We start from the raw sequence: 16,646 nt of genomic DNA, 5'->3' as shown, positions 1-16,646 counted from the left end.
ACGCTAGGGGCCGATAATGGCCCAGGGGTGCCGCAATCGGGGTCTCAAAATGTGACGCCGGATGCCGGCAAGAGCGATCCGTCCAATGCCATGGCGCCAGCTCCGGCCACACCCGCGCCGGCCGTTCCGCAGATTACCGAACAGAAGTTCGATGCATGGACACTGCAATGCTCGGCCGACAAAGCGATGAAGCCACGCTGCCAGATCGTCTATCGATTGACGTCACCGGATCAAAAGCAGGTATTCATGGTCATCAGCATGGCGCGTTCCGCGGACAATAAGGTTGGTATGCAGATGGCTCTTCCGCTCGGTTTTGCCATTCAGGGCGGTGTGAAGATTGGCTTTGGCAGCAAGTATTCGACAATGGCGAAGGTATCGCGCTGCACGACACAAGGATGTCTGGTGGAGGGGTTGTGTCCGCCCCAGATGCTGGCCGTCTTGATGAAGGAGAAGTCGGGAAAAGTCTCGATCCGCATGATGCAGGGAAATATGGCGGAGCTTCCGGTTTCTCTGAGTGGATTCGTCGCCGCCTTCCAGGCAATGCAGGCAGATAGCGGATGATGACTGAGGCGCTTCTGCCCTGCCGACGTCATGACTTCGCGGGCGGCAAAGGGAAATCTTTCGATATTGTTGCTAACAAGGGGTTGGCGATCTCCGGAAATTCAGGATCGCTCGTGACTTCCCATGATTTGGCAGGTTCCATGCTTCTCGCGTGTTCCTGCAAAGCGGCGGAGGAAGCCGCTCGCACGACCTCCTCCGCCACTTTCATCATCAGTCGAAGCTACTCTCCATTCACCGCTTGCAGGTCGGCAATATCGATACCGTGCGTGTCAAACCACCATTCTGGCGGCATGTCGGGATATTTGTCGCGAAGGCGCAAATATTTGGAGCGCAATCGTTCCTGACGTTCGACTTCCCGTTCAAAATAGGGATGGTCCACCGTTCCTCCCATCACATGGATGCGGCGAAGGAGCTTTCGCAAGACGTATCCTTGCTCCTTGTTTCCCGGTTCATAGCCGCTCTCCACGATTGTCGTGACCGTGTCGCGCAGCGTGCTGAGCGCATCGCCGGGCAAGGCGCCGTTCAAGATCATGTCCAGGCGTTCGGCGCCGAAACCGACGTCGATACAGGTCCCGAGTGGATTGACGATGTTGCCGATCTCGATGCCGTCCTTGTAGAACTCGGTGCAGTATCCGTTGATGCTGCCGTCGCTCCAGGTGCATTCGTCATCCGGGACGATGGGAATGCGGCCGCGATAGAGCGGCGTCCACTCTTCGAGGCGATCCGGATGGATCGTGACATGATCAGGCACCAGGCCAAGGGTCTCGAGAAACTCCAGCCAGAAATCGATGGCGTCACCGACAACCATCTCCCTGAACGAGAAAAGTCCGAGCATTGTGAAGTGAAGGAAATGCGTTCCGTCCCCGATTTCGTCGAGATCGCCCATTCTCAGGCAGGCCTGAGCATTGGCAACGGTACCAATGTGGGAGGGGTCGGAGAAGAAGGGTTTGTACTGCTGCATTCCAGCGCTGCAGAAGAGCGTGGTATTATCGTGCGGCCTTACGGAGTCCATGCGTGTGAATTTAATGTCTCTGGAAAGACAAAATTCTTGGTATTGCTGGATCAGGCGTCCCGCGATGACATAGGCAACCTCCTTTGCTGTTCGTGTGCCTTTCCAAAACATAGCGACAGGATGCAGGATCTGCAATGCGAAGATCCGAGTTTCATATCGCAGGGCAGAAAAGGACCCGCTACCTCAAGTCGTGGATCTTCTTCCTTTTGCTACATGCCTGTCTTGTTTGTGCTGTAGAGCAGGTTCCAATGTACTGATGGTTATTTTGGGCGGGAGCGGCGAGATTGCTTCATCGATCGGTTTGGTGTACGGCCTTGCCCCATAATGATCGCAAGCGATCGCCGTGCTGCGGTCATTGCTCTCAGAGAATGCCAGCCTCTCATCTATACTGATTGTCCATCAACTGCGCTCCGTCGTCGAGCACACACTGAAACATCATGGTTAAACAGACAAAGCCCTTCATCATCGAAATCAAAACCTCCCGTCGAGCAAAAGCAAAACCAGTCGAATCGGCAAGATCGATCTGGGGGGAGCTTGCTGCTGACCTCAAGCAGACCCTGGCAATGGAGCAGGAAACGCAAGCAAGCCCGCCTGCACACGCGGATTGCGCTGAACGGCCGGCGCCTCAGCCCGCAGTGGCCGCGGATCATGATGAAGCAACGGCTCCACAGCCCGAATTTCAGTTCCTTGAAAAATGGATTGCAAAGAAGGCGGAAAGGCCCCGGGCGGGCGGGCAGAGCGTGGTTGAGACATTCCTCGCGCGAGTTGACCAGCAAAAGATCTTGCTTGCGGAATTTCAGTCGAATCCGGATGGGTTCAAGCGCTGGCGCTCGGCATGGTTTCGCAAGGTAGCCGGCGGTTTCGGCGTGAGCGTCAGCCACGACCTGATCGATGCCGGTGACGGTCTGCGATATGTCGTCGTCGATACGCTTGATGGCGTCTCTCAGTTTCTCGACGACCTCTGTCACCACGCGCAAACCGACCTGGATTTTCAGCAGGCTCTGGAAGCGAACCGCAGGCAGCGTGCAGCCCGGCTGGCGGGCGGCAAGGCAGTATGATGGTTTTTCGGGACGATCGTATGTCTCAGGTCAAAGACCCGGAGTGCGGCGCGCTCTGGTAAATTGGCTTCAGGCACTGGGTGTCCTGATCTGCAGCGTCGTTGCTGTAAAGCGCGCTACGCGCTTTAGTGCGGCTGATTTGCGGTTTTCGGGAGAAATCGGGCCAGCCGTCTGTCTGTCGCGCCTCAGTATTTCGCGTTCTTCCTGCGGGCAGCCTCCATGCGGCGCTCCCACAGGACGAGCAGGAAGCTTGAGGCGATGATAAGGAGGGCGCCGGCAAAAACATTTGTCGCGGGAACCTCGGCCCAGATCACATAGCCGTACACGAACGCCCAAACGAGGCCGCTATATTCGATGGGCGCCAGCGTCGAAGCGGGTGCGTATCGGAAACCTTCATAGAGTAGAAACTGCCCGATCGTAGAGATCACGCCGAGGGTCAGCATCAATGCCCAGCCGCTTGCATCGGGAGTCTTCCATGTCCACGGGAATGACAGGGCGCAGGCAATGCCGAATATCAGGCTCGTGGCATACATCTGGGTGAGCGTGGTCTCGCTTCGGCTGACAAGCCGGATCAGAATCGTGCTCCATGCCCAGCAGAATCCCGCGACGATGCACATGGCGGCGGGCAGGAGATTGGGCGAATGACTTGGATTTGCCGCGATCGTCACGCCGATGAAGCCACCTATGCAGGCGATCCAGCGGCCTGCATGGACCTTCTCCTTGAGAACGAAGATCGACAGAACCACGACGATGATCGGTGCCGAAAAGTATAGCGTCGTCAGTTCCGCCAGACCCAGATAGCGGGCCGCGTTGTAAAACAGCAGCCAGGCAAGCAGCATCAGCCCGGCGCGCAGGACGACCGTGCCGCGATAGGGGCTTTTGAAAATTGACGGATGGCGCCGATAGTGGACGAGCACGCCCGCGACCAGCACGATGACCAGGCTGCGCATGAAGAGGATCTCCGGCACTTCATAGCTGGCGACCAGCCACTTCACCATCGCGTCCTGAAGTGAAAAGCAGGCATATCCTGCGCAGGCGAGTGCGATCCCGGCAATGGGTCCCTTCTCACGGCTTCCGGAAATCATATGGCCTCGCAGGATATGTCGAATCGATATGGTCGCTTCCCATTGCAGGAAGCGGTTCGCGGCGCAATGGCGCGAGCGATCTTCTGGCTAGGCGCTTTCCCTCGAACTGACAAGAGAGCCGGAAATCGTCATGCTGCTTCTATTGTGCTTTTCGTGAGCGTTCCCATCGAGGATGGAACGAAACGCCGTCTGCGATGTTCCGCAGTTGGAAAATCCCGGTGGTGACACGCCTTGGGAGGACATCGTGCCTGACCTGAGCGATATCATGCGCATGGATGTAGACTGGCTGGATATTGTCGTCCGTCTGGTGCTGGTTGTCGTCGCTGGCACCGCGCTCGCGATATTCCCTGCCATTGTTCACCTCGATGACGGTATAGAGTTTCTCGTTGCGAAAGACGCTTGCCATCCTGGTCGTTTTGTCCTGCGCGGGGGTGGCATCGATATCCATGAAATCCAGCTCCCTTTCGGTCGCCACGATAGGGGTGTCGCGAGCGGTGCGGGCGGCAACGAGAACCTCGCCATGCGATTTTGCATCCAGCCAATTGGGGTCGTCGTCGGCGGCGATTGAGACCAGACGGTAAAGCTTCAAAGGCTTATCCATCTTCCATCGCCTTGAACGTTGGCTCCTCGAACGTTGGAAAGGCTGCAGATCGGATGGGTAGGAAGCTCGCCTGCCGTTTCGTTGGCTATGGAGAGAAAGCGGAAAAATCTCCATATTCTTCAGCACCATCGTGTCCGCTTGGCACGATCTGTAACCTCATGAGGCTAACGCCGGGCTTTGTGCATTGTTCCGGTTCGATGCCGCTCGGATGCGGGTGCTCCTCGATGGAACCATCTTTCGACGCTCCGGTTAGACCAGTGTGGAATTTGCAGACATGGAGGCTTGCAATGGCATTCCAGGAACCGAAGAAACCCCGGGACCAGAAGAAGTCATTGTCCGAGACCGAGGCCCGCCAGGGTGTGCGTGGCACGCACCAGTCTACCATTCTGATCACGGCATTGGTTCTGGCGGCAAGTCGTATGGGCCGGTGTTGAAGCTTGGGGTCGTTATATCGAACCAGACAAACCGCAGAACCCGGCACCGACGATAAGTTCCTCCAGCGGGCAGCCGCAGGCAGGTACGATAGACAATACGCTGCCAGCTGGACAATCGGCACAGCCCGCTCCGACCGATCGCATGGAGAACAATCAGCAGGGCGCGAAGAGCACGCCGGCCCAGCCAAATCGCGACGGAACGCAGAATTAGCAGATCGGCTTTCGAGACTTGGGGAATCAATGTGCATTGCGGATATCCGTTCGTCTTTCAGAGGACCGGATATGGGACCGAAACGGTTCGGGAGTTCCCTGGCGGGAACTGCCGATGAGTAGAAATTATCCAGCGCGCCGGTCGTCGGAGTGCGGGTCTTCCTCGGCTTCCCGAGCATTATCCTCGGGTGGATGTACTCCAGCCGTCCGTCGAAATCTTGCGAGCACTTCTTCGCCGTCTGCGGATGCTCGCGTTCTCTCCATGATCTCGCGCTCCCTGGCTGCCTGCTCCCAGTGATGCTGGCTACGGCCCCAGGGACGGCCGGCTGCTTCCCAAATGGCGTAGGCCCGCTTGCTGATCCACTCGAATCGTTCGTCCGTCATTTTTTCCTCCTTCGTGGACGCTCCCACAACTGCGGGTAAGGGCGAATGTTCCCTATGGGGAACAATAATGAATCTGATGTGTTCCACCTTAGGTTCAGAACTTCACAGGCTCATGAATCCACGACAAGAAGAGGAGGATCGAATGGCTTTGACGTTGATCAGCAAGGTCTTTGCTGAGGATGCGCCGATACCGGGCAAACATGCGCTGAACGGGGAAAATGTATTCCCGCCGCTCGCCTGGGGTGGCGCTCCCGGAAAGACCCAAAGCTTTGCCTTGATCATCGAGGACCTGGATGCGCAAGGTGGCACATTCCGCCATTGCGGCATCGCCAATATTCCGGCGGAGTGGAGCGGTCTGGCCGAAAACGTGGATACGATGCAGGAGCGGGCGCTGCGCTTCTATAAGAATGATTTCGGCAATGCCCGCTATGACGGTCCACAGCCGCCGGACGGTGACCCTCCGCATCGTTATGTTTTCCGGCTCGCCGCCCTTGATGTGCCGAGGATGACGCTCCCTGAAGCCGCCGGAGCGGAAGCAATGTGGCAAAAGGTGAAGAAACATATGCTTGCAGAAGCACGCCTTACCGGCACCTATCAGTCGTAAACCATCATCTGCGGGCAGACATGACCGGCAGGTTTTGCCGCCGAGGGATGGATGCGATGAGCAGAAGAGATCAGGGCGATCGAGACAAGCGCGAGCCTCGGGCATTTTCCGCGGAAGATGTCCGCCAAGGCGAGATCATCCTAAAGCGACGGTGGCAACGCCTGGTGTTCATCGGCGGGCTTGCCGCCATAGTCCTTGTGATCCTGCTGGTGCGATTTGCCGGCTAGGGGCCTGAAACTCAGGTGAAGACAATAGACGTCGGAGACGCCGGTTGATAATGATAGCTTGATGACGTGGAAGGTAAACGGCGCAGTCGAGTTGCGTTGGGGATCAAGATCATGTCCGCATCTGCCGTCCCACCGCCTGCTTTGTCCGAGGCCGCGATTCGCCGACTGCTTGTCGAGCGTGTCGATGAGCGCTGCTTAAGCGTCGGAATGGTCGTCGGCGTCACCGAAGCCAACCGCCATCGGATCATCGCCCATGGTCGCCGCGACAGGAGCGGCGCGGGTCTGGTCAACGAAGAAACCCTGTTTGAGATCGGCTCAATCACCAAGCTGTTCACTGCGCTGTTGCTGTCCGACATGGCAAACCGACGCGAGGTCGGGATGGATGAGCCGGTGGCGGAGCTGTTGCCGGCGGGAATACGTGTCCCGGTTCGCGATGGCAAAGCCATCACGCTTCGCGATCTGGCCTCGCATTATTCCGGACTGCCGCGGGTGGCGACAAATGGCGACCCGCCAGATCGGCCTGCCGGTCCCTACGTCGCTTACTCCGCGGAAAGGCTCTACCAGTTTCTCGCTAGCCACGAACTGATCCGGACACCTGGCGACAGCTTCGAATATTCCAATGTTGGCGTCGGGTTGCTGGGACACGCGCTGGTGCTACGCGCCGGGGCCGGCAGCTACGAAAGCCTGATCCGCGCGCGCATCCTGGATCCACTGGGGATGGACGATACAGTGATTGCGATCCCGTCACGATTGGCAGGAAACGTTGCGTCAGGCCATGACGACGATCTGGAGCCGACTTCGGATTGGACATTCGATGTGCTGGCCGGAACAGGCGCGCTGCGCTCGACCCTGCCTGATCTGTTGCGTTTTGTGGATGCGGTATGTGATCAGAGCTCAGCGATTGCGTCCATCATCCGTCCATTGATGACCCCGCGCGACCAAGGCGGGTTGGAACTGGCGAAGCCTCACCTGGATGGCGTAATCGCGCTGTCGAAGCCCGGCGGTACGGGTGGTTTCCGCAGCTTTGTCAAATGCATTCCGGAATGGAAACGCGGAGTGGCCGTGCTCAGCAATGCGAGCATCGATGCCGTTGTCGATCTCGGAGCCCATGTACTGAATTCGCGCCGCGACTTGATTTCGTATCCGAAAGAGGTTGCGATCGACCCTGCTTGTCTCGCCCGTTTGGTGGGACGCTATCAAATGAACGATTGGGTGTTCGACGTCACATCCATGGGTGACCGGCTCCATGTTCCGGTCGGCGATCAGCATAGAGTCTTCCCGACCTCCGAATGGCATTTCTTTCACAAGAGCTCGCCCGTGCAACTCACCTTCGAACCCGGCCCGGACGGTCGAGCCGCCCGTCTGATACTGCATCACAACGGCACCGATCAGATCGCCGAAAGGATTGGGTAGGGCGGGCAGAGTGATATGCGACGACAACGAGCGCTCGAGGCAATTAGACCAAAGCAGCGCCGACCCGACTACTCCCGGTGCGATCTGCCGGAAGCCTATGGCCCCGCACCACTTGCTACAATCGCTTTATTCGCTGGCGGTAGGCTGGCAGCCAACGACCGGCCTTCGTCAAGCTTGCATCCAACCGCATTGGCTAAGCGCTGACGAGACCGCGCCTATCGCTTCCAGCACCAATCCCTGATTTCAGGCATGTCTTCGCCGTGCCGCTGGACATAATCATGATGTTTGATGAGCTTTGCTTTCAAGCCGTTGACGACATCGGGCACTTTTTCCACCAGGCCCGGAACCCGGTCGATTGCTTCAAGCGCGAGATGATAGCGATCCAGTTCGTTCAGCACGGTCATATCGAATGGTGTGGTCGTCGTACCCTCCTCGATAAAGCCGCGGACATGGATGTTGTCGTGATTGGTCCGACGGTATGTCAGCCGGTGGATCAGATAGGGATAGCCGTGATAGGCGAAGATCACCGGCTTGTCCGTGGTAAAGATCTGATCGAAGGCCTGATGATCGAGACCATGCGGATGCTGCTTCGGGTCCTGCAGAGCCAGGAGATCGACGACGTTGACCGTGCGAATCTTGAGATCGGGGATCGCCTCGTGCAGCAGCATGACGGCGGCAAGCGTCTCCATGGTCGGGACGTCACCGGCGCAGGCCATCACCACGTCGGGGGCGATCGTGTTGTCCTCGTAGCTTGCCCAGTCCCAGATGCCGACGCCGGCCTTACAATGGGCACTCGCCTCGTCGATGCTCAGCCATTGCGATTCCGGCTGCTTGCCGGCGACGATGACGTTGATCCGGTCATAGGTCCTGAGGCAATGATCGCCGACCCATAACAGCGTATTGGCATCCGGCGGCAGATAGACGCGCACGATGTCGGCCTTCTTGTTGGCAACGAGATCGACAAAGCCGGGGTCCTGATGGGAAAAGCCGTTATGATCCTGGCGCCAGACATGCGACGTCAAAAGATAGTTCAGCGATGAGATCGGCTTGCGCCACGGCAATTCGCGCGAAACCTTCAGCCATTTGGCATGCTGGTTGAACATGGAATCGACGATGTGGATGAAGGCCTCATAGCATGAGAACAACCCGTGCCGGCCGGTGAGCAGATAGCCTTCCAGCCAGCCCTGGCATAGATGCTCGCTGAGCACTTCCATCACCCGCCCATCCGGGGCCAGATGGACGTCATAATCCTCGATTGCCTCCATCCAGACCCGATCGGTGGCTTCGAAGACGCTGCCGAGCCGGTTCGATTCCGTCTCGTCGGGACCGAAGATGCGGAAATTCTGCTCGGGATTATTGAGCTTCAGCGTGTCGCGCAAATAGTGCCCAAGGATTTCCGTGGATTGCACCTGCTTGTTGCCGCGCTCGCCGATCTCGATCGCGTAATCCTCGATAGGGGGAACCAGAAGCTCCTTGCGCAGCAGGCCGCCATTGGCATGGGGATTGGCGCCCATGCGCCTTTCGCCTTTCGGTGCGAGCGCCTGCAGCTCGACCTTCAATCGTCCTTTGTCATCGAAAAGATCGCTCGGGTCGTAGCTGCGCATCCAATCTTCCAGGATCTTGCGATGACCCTCGTCGCCGCGGCAATTGGCGACCGGCACCTGATGTGCCCGCCAGAAGCCTTCGACCTTCTTGCCATCGACTTGCCTGGGGCCGGTCCAGCCCTTCGGACTGCGCAGCACGATCATCGGCCAGCGCGGCATGCCTTCGGACGATGTCCTTTCGCGTGCGTTTCTTTGTATGTCGCGGATTCGGTCGAAAACCCGGTTAAACGTGACGGCCATTGCCAGATGCATTGCGGATGGTTCATGTCCCTCGACGAAGAAGGGTTCGTAGCCATAGCCCGAAAACAGCTTGCCGAGATCGTCATCGCTTTCCCGGCCGAGAATGGTCGGATTGGCGATCTTGTAGCCGTTGAGGTGGAGGATCGGCAGCACGGCGCCATCACGCGCCGGATTGAGGAATTTGTTGGAATGCCAGCTTGCAGCCAGAGGTCCGGTTTCGGCCTCGCCATCGCCGATAACGCAGGCAACGATCAGATCGGGATTGTCGAAGGCGGCGCCATAGGCATGCACGAGCGCATAGCCGAGCTCGCCGCCCTCGTGAATGGAGCCGGGCGTCTCAGGCGCGGCATGGCTCGGAATGCCGCCGGGGAAGGAAAACTGCTTGAACAGCCTTTGCATCCCGTCCGCCGTTTCGGAGATATCCGGATAGATCTCGCTATAGGTGCCCTCGAGATAGGTATTGGCGACCATGCCGGGACCGCCATGGCCGGGGCCGCACATGTAGATGATGTCGAGATCCCGCGCCCTGATGATGCGGTTGAGATGCGCATAGATGAAGTTCAGCCCTGGTGTCGTGCCCCAGTGGCCAAGCAGCCGTGGTTTGATATGCTCCGGTTTCAGCGGTTCGCGCAGCAGCGGATTATCCATCAGATAGATCTGGCCGACAGACAGATAATTGGCCGCCCTCCAGTAGCGGTCGATCAGGGAAAGCTCTTCGGGCGAAAGCGGTGTGGTAACGGCATTCATCTGCGTCTCCTCGTTTTCGTCAAGCGATGAGGGCAACGGCCTCGTCGGCGATTACCCGTTCCTCGTCGGTCGGGATCATGAACAGCTTCACGCGGCTGGATGCCGCGTTGATTGCGATCGAGTTGCGCATGTTCGCACCTTCATCGATCTCAATACCCAACCATTGCAACCTTTGTGCAACGCGGGTTCTGATCTGCGGCTGGTTCTCACCAATGCCGGCGGTGAAGACGATCGCATCGAGACCGCCGATCGTGGCGCATAATCGGCCGACTTCGCCGGATATGCGCAGGCAGAACAGATCTATGGCTTCGGCGGCTTCCGGGCTCTTGTCATCGAGCAGAACCCGCGTGTCGCCGCTGATGCCGGAAACGCCGAGCAGGCCGCATTCATGGTAGAGGAAGTCCTCGATCTTTTCCGGCTGCGGCATTCCAGTTCTCATGAGATAGAGCAATGCGCCCGGGTCCAGCCAGCCGGGACGGGTCGCCATCGGGATGCCGTCCAGCGCCGAAAATCCCATGCTGGTATCGCGGCTGATGCCGTTTTCCATCGCGCAGAGGCTGGCGCCGCTGCCGAGATGGCAGGCCACGACCTTGCCTCTTGCAGCTTCCGGATCGATCTTTCGAAGCTGCGAGGCGATATATTTGTAGGAGAGGCCGTGAAAGCCGTAGCGGCGCACGCCGTCGTCATGCATGGCGCGCGGGATCGCCAGCCGACGCACCAGGTCGGCTTGCGACGCATGGAAGGCCGTGTCGAAGGAGGCGGTCTGCAGGACGTCCGGCCGCAGCGCTTCCATCGATCGGATGGCACGCAGGGCCTGTGGCTGGTGCAGCGGCGCAAGGGGCACGAGCGTCTCGATCCGCTCGATTGCAGCGTCATCCAGCGGGGTCGCCTCTTGAAACGTCAGGCCTCCGTGGACGACGCGGTGGGCGACCGCGTGGAGCCTGCCGGGAAGGTGAGCCAGCATATGATCCAGCGTTGCGGAGATGACGGAGACGAACTGCGCCCCGTTGTTGCCCCTGATCGTCTTCTCGTATCTATCCGGGCCGATGGAATAGCGAAGCATCAATGGGCTCTGATCGAAATCGATCTTGCCGCGGCCGACATTCCTTGGCCCCTCTGTTGCCAGTTCGAAGACCCCGATTTTCAAGGTCGAGGAGCCGGCGTTGAATGTCAGCAAGACATCGTCGGACATGTCAGCCTCGAGTGAAGAGTGTCGACTACCGCAAGTTAGTGCGTTCGCCTGCGGAAGCAATTATGCAGACGGTCGCAGGCGGCTCTTTCTCGCCAAATGAGGCCGTCATTCACCGGCAAGCCAGCGAAATGCGCGCCGAAGAAACGCCTGACCATCGGCAGTGATCGGGGTCCCGTGCGCCATCAGAACCTTTTTCGCGGGCCAGGCCAGAATATGGTCGAGCGCGGCGCGAGCGACCTGACGATCGGTAAAAGCCACACGAAATTTGCGGGGCACGGAGGGTTCTGGCGCCACCATGAGATCGAGCCGGGCGACGAGGCCCCGCCATCCCTTGAACCAATCCCGCGGAAATTGTTGGAGGAGATCGGCAAAGATCGCCGTCTCGCTGCGGTGGTGAAAGAGGACGGCTTCCGTCGTTATCCGGTTTCCCTCGACGATGACGATATCGATCTCTCCCATCCAGGCGGAAATCGGCGTGTCACGGCGAAGGTCCTCATCAAAAGCGATATCGCTGCGCTTTTCCCGCAGGCCGGGAGGTGCATAGATTTTCGCCTCGGGAAAAGCTTCGTGCCATTCGGCAAGCCATGTGTGATGCAGTGCGTTTGGCGGTACGAGGTGCCGCACCGTGCCTAAAGCTTCGATCTCAAAGCGCAGATCGCTTGTGAGTTCCACGGGCGACCATAGGACCAGATCGCCATTGGTCAGCCGGATGACGGCCATGCGCGTCGGATAGTGAAATCCCGCCGCAGCCGTCACGACCGGGCCATCGGCAATCCAGATATCGGGACCGAATTCCTTCAACATGGCAGCATCCGATTTCATTTACACATGTGTAAAATTACACTATTGTATAAAAATGACAATCTTGAAGCGCACGGAACGATCGCGAAAACTCATCCTCGATGCTGCGGATGCGGCTTTCAGGGAACTTGGATTTGCTGCAACCTCCATCGAGGAAATAGCGGGCCGCGCCGGTTTGACGCGCAAGACAGTCTACAATCTTTTTCGCTCAAAGGAGGAGATCGCGCTCTGCCTGATCGGACTCGTCGAAGCACAGGATGCCGGCTATCGCGTGAAAATGGCGGCAAACGAGAATGTTTTGTCCCTGCTCGAACTGGTGCTCGTCGACAGCGCAAGCTGGTGCCTCGCCAATCCCTCGCTTGCAAGGCTTGCTCTCAGCCCCGCCGAACGGCCGTCGCTCGAACCGCCCGCCGATCGGCCTTCGTTTCAGGGCTTGGTGAGGGACATTCTGGTTCTTGGCCAGCGGCAAGGGATCATTCGCAAGGACGAAGACCCCAATTTCATGACCCTTGTCCTGCTCGGCGTTTTTGGACAATCCATGCTGACATCGCTGTCGAAGGGATCGTTCGAGGAGCAGGAGATCAGCCACATAATCCGCATCCTTGTCGAAGGCATCGGTTCTACCGCGCAGCCCTTGCGTTGACGGCCCTCAGGGGACATCGCTTCTAGGCGGCCTCAGACCTCCATCACGTCTTCAAACGCTTCGGGAAAGCTTTCGCGCGCCAGTTTTTCGTTGATCACAAACATGGCTTCGTACGAGACCGGGTCGAAATCCTTGTCGGCTGGCAGGACTTCTCGTCCAAAGAGGAGGTTCAGCCGAGCGGCGTCGAGATTGCCGCGCTCGAAGGGTTCAGCTCCGAAATAGTGCCAAAGCGCGTGCAGGAATGCGGCGTCGATCCGGTGTTCTTGCGTTCCCGGCCGCGCGCGGCGCGGCAGTTTCTTGATCGGCGTCACGCCCTTGGGATTTGCGCGGCGAATGGTGAATTGTACGCCTGTACCCGGCATGCCCGAAGGAAAGCCGCGGTGTTTCGTCATGTCGGGAAGCTTGCCCATGGCTGACGCTCCTCTCTCGTTAAGCAATCGAATGGCGCCTTTTCCGATGTCAGGCAAGCCGATGCGATGGAGAAGGCGGTGGAGGGCGCACTCTGTCGTGATTTCCTGCTCCCAGTCAATTGCGAGCCTGGGTTTTCGCGGTTCACCGAAAGGATGTCACGCAGGCTCGATAGCGGGGGCATCGCCTCTCCGCGCTTTGTTCCTTCGAAGACGGCGTGATGCGCGGAGCGGGGAGGGTTATCGGTTCCGGGGCAAAAATTATCGCTCAAGGGTGAGCGGAGCGATTTGCGGAGGGGAGCCATGCACGGAAAAGTTCAATTCCACCTCAAGCAAATGATACATGAGTGCGGCGAGGGCGACAAAAAAGACGGTGCCTAGAATAAAACGAAGCAATATCGGCCAAACATAAGCGGTAATGATCGGCGTCAGGCGCGCCAACAGCGCAAGCCAATCGACAAGCGTGGGCGTCTTGCGTTTATACATGATGTTTCCCCTGCGGGATCTGGCTGTGTCATTTGGCGCTATGCCCGTCTATGCTCGACGCTCCATACCTGCTGAAGGCCCTTTCGTGGCGACAGCGGCTGCCTCGTCGGAAAAAGGGGCGATTGGTCGCCTGTCGGCATCGGAAGACAACATGAATATGGTGCAGGTTTCGTGGAGATGGGATGCAGGCTTGGTGGATGCCGCCATTCGATCCATTGCCCTGCCGGCTATCTGATCGTGTAGGAACGGCGTTCGAGCGCCGTTGTGTCCAGTGCGCAGTCCGGATGCGCCACAACCGAAAGCGGTATTGATGGGAGGCATGAAGCCACACAACGATGGATTCCCGACCCTCATCAGATCTATTTTACTTTTACGTAAGCTTCACTAGACTTCCAGATGAGTACGCTATTCGCTGGGGGAGAACGAATGAGCAGTCGTGCGGATGTCGTCATCGTCGGAACAGGCTTGTCCGGCCTTGTTGCCGCCTGCGAGCTGATAGAGCGCGGGAAACGGGTGATCCTCGTCGATCAGGAGCCGCGCGCGAGCCTGGGAGGTCAAGCCTTCTGGTCGCTCGGCGGGCTGTTCATGATCGATACGCCGGAGCAGCGGCGGATGCGCATCCGCGACAGTCTCGATCTCGCCCGTCAGGATTGGCTGGGTGCGGCGGGCTTCGATCGGGCTGAGGACTTCTGGCCGCGTGCCTGGGCGGACGCCTATCTCAATTTTGCCGCCGGCGAGATGCGCAGCTGGCTGCACGGGCTCGGCATGCGCTGGTTTCCCGTCGTCGGTTGGGCTGAACGTGGCGGGGGTCTTGCCGACGGGCATGGCAATTCCTTGCCGCGCTTCCACCTCACCTGGGGCACGGGGCCTGGCGTTCTCGATCCATTCCTGAGGCGGGTTTTGGCGGCAGAGAGGGAAGGCAAGGTCGAGCTGTTGTTCCGTCGGCGGGTGACGCGGCTGATCGGCGACGCCAATGGCATTACCGGCGTGGAAGGTGAGATCCTGGCGGAGGATGGTGTCTCCCGGGGTCAGCAGTCGAACCGTGATGTCGTGGGGGACTTCCGCATCGAGGGTGCGGTGATCATTGCAAGCGGCGGCATCGGCGGCAATCAGGAGCTGGTTCGTAGTGCCTGGCCCGTCGAACGTCTTGGCGCTCCGCCTGATCAGATGCTGAGCGGTGTGCCCCATCACGTGGACGGCCTGATGATCGGTCATGCCGAGGCTGCCGGTGCAAGGCCGATCAACGGTGACCGGATGTGGCACTATACCGAAGGCATTACCAACTGGGACCCGATCTGGCCGAACCACGGTATTCGCATACTGCCTGGCCCGTCTTCGCTCTGGTTCGATGCCAATGGCAACCGCATGCCGGCACCCTGCCTGCCGGGCTTCGACAACCTTGCGACGCTGCAGCATATCTGCAAGCTCGGCCATAGTTACAGCTGGTTCGTGACCACGCAGAAGATCGTCAAGAAGGAGTTCGCTCTTTCGGGTTCCGAGCAGAATCCGGATCTTACGGGACGAGACATAGGATTGCTCCTGCGCAGCCGCCTTGGCCGGTTGGCTCCCCCGCCGGTGGAAGCCTTCAAGGCGAAGGGTAAGGATTTCATCGTCGCCGAAACGCTGGAAGAGCTGGTCGCCGGTATGAACCGCATCGGCGATCACCCGCTCGACCTTGCGCATCTGCGCTCCCAGATCGAAGCCCGCGACCGCGAGTTGGGCAATCCCTTCGCCAAGGATGCCCAGATCGTCGCGTTGAGACAGGCGCGTGGCTATCTCGGCGATCGATTCATGCGCACGGCTCCACCGCATCGCATACTGGATGCAAAAGCCGGCCCTCTGATCGCCGTTCGCCTCAACATCCTCACGCGCAAATCCCTGGGTGGGCTCGAAACCGATCTGAATAGCCAGGCGCTTGGGCGGAGCGGCGCACTCATACCGGGATTATATGCCTGTGGCGAGGCGGCGGGCTTCGGTGGTGGCGGATACCACGGCTACAATGCGCTGGAAGGCACGTTCCTGGGAGGGTGCATTTTCTCTGGCCGCAAAGCAGGACGGGCAGCATGAGCTGGTCGAAATAGACGCCGTTCCAGGAAGGGTGTCCGACGACACTGCGAGGGCATGCAGTCTCGTCGGACGCTGCAATGGCCGGCCCGGGGGTGGCATCCAAGCCGGTAGTTTAATTGATAGCATCTACCAGAGGTTTATTTAACCTACCCGAATGGACGGCTGGAAATCCTGGCGGTGAGGGAGATCCAGCAGCGTGTGCGCGCGAAGAGCAATCGGCGCTCCTTACTTGGCGTCATCTAAAGCGTGAAAAGTGATCTTTCAGATTCGCTTTTCGCGCTTTAGATCCTTGATCTTGCGCATGTCGTCGTCGCAAAACCGCTGCACACTTTTGCGCGGCCTGCTTTAGGTAAAAGCGGCGGGATTATTCATGTCCCATGGTCGGCTTGCGAAGTTCGTCATGAGCCGCTTTACGCCAATGGCGCGACCGCAGAAGGTATAGAAGCATCCTCGCCCTTTCGAAATAGCTACGCGTCGGGGTTGAGTCGCCGCCGTCATGCAAGGAGGCCTGGTAGAGGTCGCGACCGGAGCCAGGCAGCACGGCATTGCCGGCAATATCGTGCCCTGCAGTGCCTTGCCGTTCGGGTACGAGGTGAAGCACGCCTGCGAGCGGTCCGTGATATTGCGCGGCTATCTTGTCTGACCGGCCCACATAAGGCTTGTCGATGACGAAAGCCCACCCCGTAAGCGCCAAAGCGCCGATAAAGAGAAGCATGGAAAGAGAGCGGCGAAGCAACATTGGATAATCCAGATTGTTGCCAAGCCACTAGAAGCCGAAGATTGCCTCGGCATTACAAACGCACGAGCAAGTCGAGCTATGCCCGCAGGGAGGACCGCAGCGGATTTGCTGCGATCCAGGGCCGACACCCG

17 protein-coding genes are annotated in these 16,646 nt (G+C 58.8%); 7 read left to right on the top strand and 10 right to left on the bottom strand.

Going from position 1 to position 16,646, the window contains the following annotated elements; all coding sequences use genetic code 11:
- The first annotated feature begins 51 nt into the window (after positions 1-51).
- Entirely contained in the window at positions 52-561 is a 510-nt protein-coding gene (locus GA0061100_RS22640; RefSeq protein WP_075854990.1) for an invasion associated locus B family protein, read from the top strand.
- Between the two features lie 220 nt (positions 562-781).
- Here the strand turns inward: GA0061100_RS22640 and GA0061100_RS22630 are convergent, their stop codons facing one another.
- Complete coding sequence (locus GA0061100_RS22630; protein WP_075855125.1) at positions 782-1,684, bottom strand: alanine--tRNA ligase-related protein; 903 nt, start codon at positions 1,682-1,684, stop codon at positions 782-784.
- Positions 1,685-2,010: 326 nt separating this feature from the next.
- On the opposite strand from GA0061100_RS22630, the gene GA0061100_RS22625 reads away from it, so the two are divergent.
- On the top strand, positions 2,011-2,631 hold the full coding sequence (locus GA0061100_RS22625) for a hypothetical protein (protein WP_075854988.1): 621 nt from the start codon (positions 2,011-2,013) through the stop codon (positions 2,629-2,631).
- Between the two features lie 185 nt (positions 2,632-2,816).
- On the opposite strand, the gene GA0061100_RS22620 is transcribed toward GA0061100_RS22625, so the two are convergent.
- From GA0061100_RS22620 to GA0061100_RS22610, 3 genes are all read right to left on the bottom strand, one after another.
- Positions 2,817-3,716: a DMT family transporter gene (locus GA0061100_RS22620; protein ID WP_075854987.1), complete on the bottom strand. Its 900-nt coding sequence runs from the start codon at positions 3,714-3,716 to the stop codon at positions 2,817-2,819.
- 139 nt (positions 3,717-3,855) lie between these two features.
- Positions 3,856-4,317: a hypothetical protein gene (locus tag GA0061100_RS35470; protein ID WP_075854986.1), complete on the bottom strand. Its 462-nt coding sequence runs from the start codon at positions 4,315-4,317 to the stop codon at positions 3,856-3,858.
- A 770-nt stretch (positions 4,318-5,087) separates the two neighbouring features.
- Positions 5,088-5,345 (bottom strand): DUF2934 domain-containing protein, encoded by a 258-nt coding sequence (locus GA0061100_RS22610; protein WP_075854985.1) that lies wholly within the window; start codon positions 5,343-5,345, stop codon positions 5,088-5,090.
- Positions 5,346-5,487: 142 nt separating this feature from the next.
- On the opposite strand from GA0061100_RS22610, the gene GA0061100_RS22605 reads away from it, so the two are divergent.
- The 3 genes from GA0061100_RS22605 (at position 5,488) to GA0061100_RS22595 (ending at position 7,589) form a co-directional block, all read left to right on the top strand.
- Complete coding sequence (locus GA0061100_RS22605; RefSeq protein ID WP_075854984.1) at positions 5,488-5,949, top strand: YbhB/YbcL family Raf kinase inhibitor-like protein; 462 nt, start codon at positions 5,488-5,490, stop codon at positions 5,947-5,949.
- 56 nt (positions 5,950-6,005) lie between these two features.
- Positions 6,006-6,176 (top strand): hypothetical protein, encoded by a 171-nt coding sequence (locus GA0061100_RS34910; protein WP_167459843.1) that lies wholly within the window; start codon positions 6,006-6,008, stop codon positions 6,174-6,176.
- Positions 6,177-6,287: 111 nt separating this feature from the next.
- Entirely contained in the window at positions 6,288-7,589 is a 1,302-nt protein-coding gene (locus GA0061100_RS22595) for a serine hydrolase (RefSeq protein ID WP_143525509.1), read from the top strand.
- Positions 7,590-7,804: 215 nt separating this feature from the next.
- Here the strand turns inward: GA0061100_RS22595 and GA0061100_RS22590 are convergent, their stop codons facing one another.
- The 3 genes from GA0061100_RS22590 to GA0061100_RS22580 form a co-directional block, all read right to left on the bottom strand.
- The gene (locus GA0061100_RS22590; protein ID WP_075854981.1) at positions 7,805-10,180 is read right to left on the bottom strand and encodes a phosphoketolase family protein; all 2,376 of its coding nucleotides are present in this window, start codon (positions 10,178-10,180) and stop codon (positions 7,805-7,807) included.
- 19 nt (positions 10,181-10,199) lie between these two features.
- Positions 10,200-11,372: an acetate/propionate family kinase gene (locus GA0061100_RS22585; RefSeq protein ID WP_075854980.1), complete on the bottom strand. Its 1,173-nt coding sequence runs from the start codon at positions 11,370-11,372 to the stop codon at positions 10,200-10,202.
- Positions 11,373-11,477: 105 nt separating this feature from the next.
- A complete protein-coding gene (locus tag GA0061100_RS22580) occupies positions 11,478-12,176 on the bottom strand; it encodes a DUF4336 domain-containing protein (RefSeq protein ID WP_075854979.1) in 699 nt (232 codons plus the stop codon).
- 52 nt (positions 12,177-12,228) lie between these two features.
- Here GA0061100_RS22580 and GA0061100_RS22575 point away from each other — a divergent pair, with 52 nt between their 5' ends.
- On the top strand, positions 12,229-12,816 hold the full coding sequence (locus GA0061100_RS22575) for a TetR/AcrR family transcriptional regulator (RefSeq protein ID WP_075854978.1): 588 nt from the start codon (positions 12,229-12,231) through the stop codon (positions 12,814-12,816).
- 32 nt (positions 12,817-12,848) lie between these two features.
- Here GA0061100_RS22575 and GA0061100_RS22570 read toward each other — a convergent pair whose 3' ends face one another.
- Together GA0061100_RS22570 and GA0061100_RS22565 are read right to left on the bottom strand one after the other, a co-directional pair.
- On the bottom strand, positions 12,849-13,226 hold the full coding sequence (locus GA0061100_RS22570; RefSeq protein WP_075854977.1) for a hypothetical protein: 378 nt from the start codon (positions 13,224-13,226) through the stop codon (positions 12,849-12,851).
- A gap of 258 nt (positions 13,227-13,484) precedes the next feature.
- Positions 13,485-13,709 carry a hypothetical protein gene (locus GA0061100_RS22565; RefSeq protein WP_075854976.1) on the bottom strand — a complete coding sequence of 75 codons (225 nt, stop codon included), beginning with the start codon at positions 13,707-13,709 and terminating at the stop codon, positions 13,485-13,487.
- A 426-nt stretch (positions 13,710-14,135) separates the two neighbouring features.
- Here GA0061100_RS22565 and GA0061100_RS22555 point away from each other — a divergent pair, with 426 nt between their 5' ends.
- Positions 14,136-15,776, top strand: a complete 1,641-nt coding sequence (locus GA0061100_RS22555) for an FAD-binding dehydrogenase (RefSeq protein ID WP_075854974.1) — start codon at positions 14,136-14,138, stop codon at positions 15,774-15,776.
- 364 nt (positions 15,777-16,140) lie between these two features.
- On the opposite strand, the gene GA0061100_RS22550 is transcribed toward GA0061100_RS22555, so the two are convergent.
- Complete coding sequence (locus GA0061100_RS22550; protein WP_075854973.1) at positions 16,141-16,515, bottom strand: hypothetical protein; 375 nt, start codon at positions 16,513-16,515, stop codon at positions 16,141-16,143.
- Positions 16,516-16,646 lie beyond the last annotated feature (131 nt).

Origin of the sequence: Martinezella hainanensis, from assembly GCF_900094555.1 — a bacterium.
In the GTDB taxonomy this organism is placed as follows: domain Bacteria; phylum Pseudomonadota; class Alphaproteobacteria; order Rhizobiales; family Rhizobiaceae; genus Rhizobium; species Rhizobium hainanense.
The sequence above is the reverse complement of the archived record's forward strand: the minus strand, read 5'-3'. Positions and strand labels throughout refer to the sequence as shown.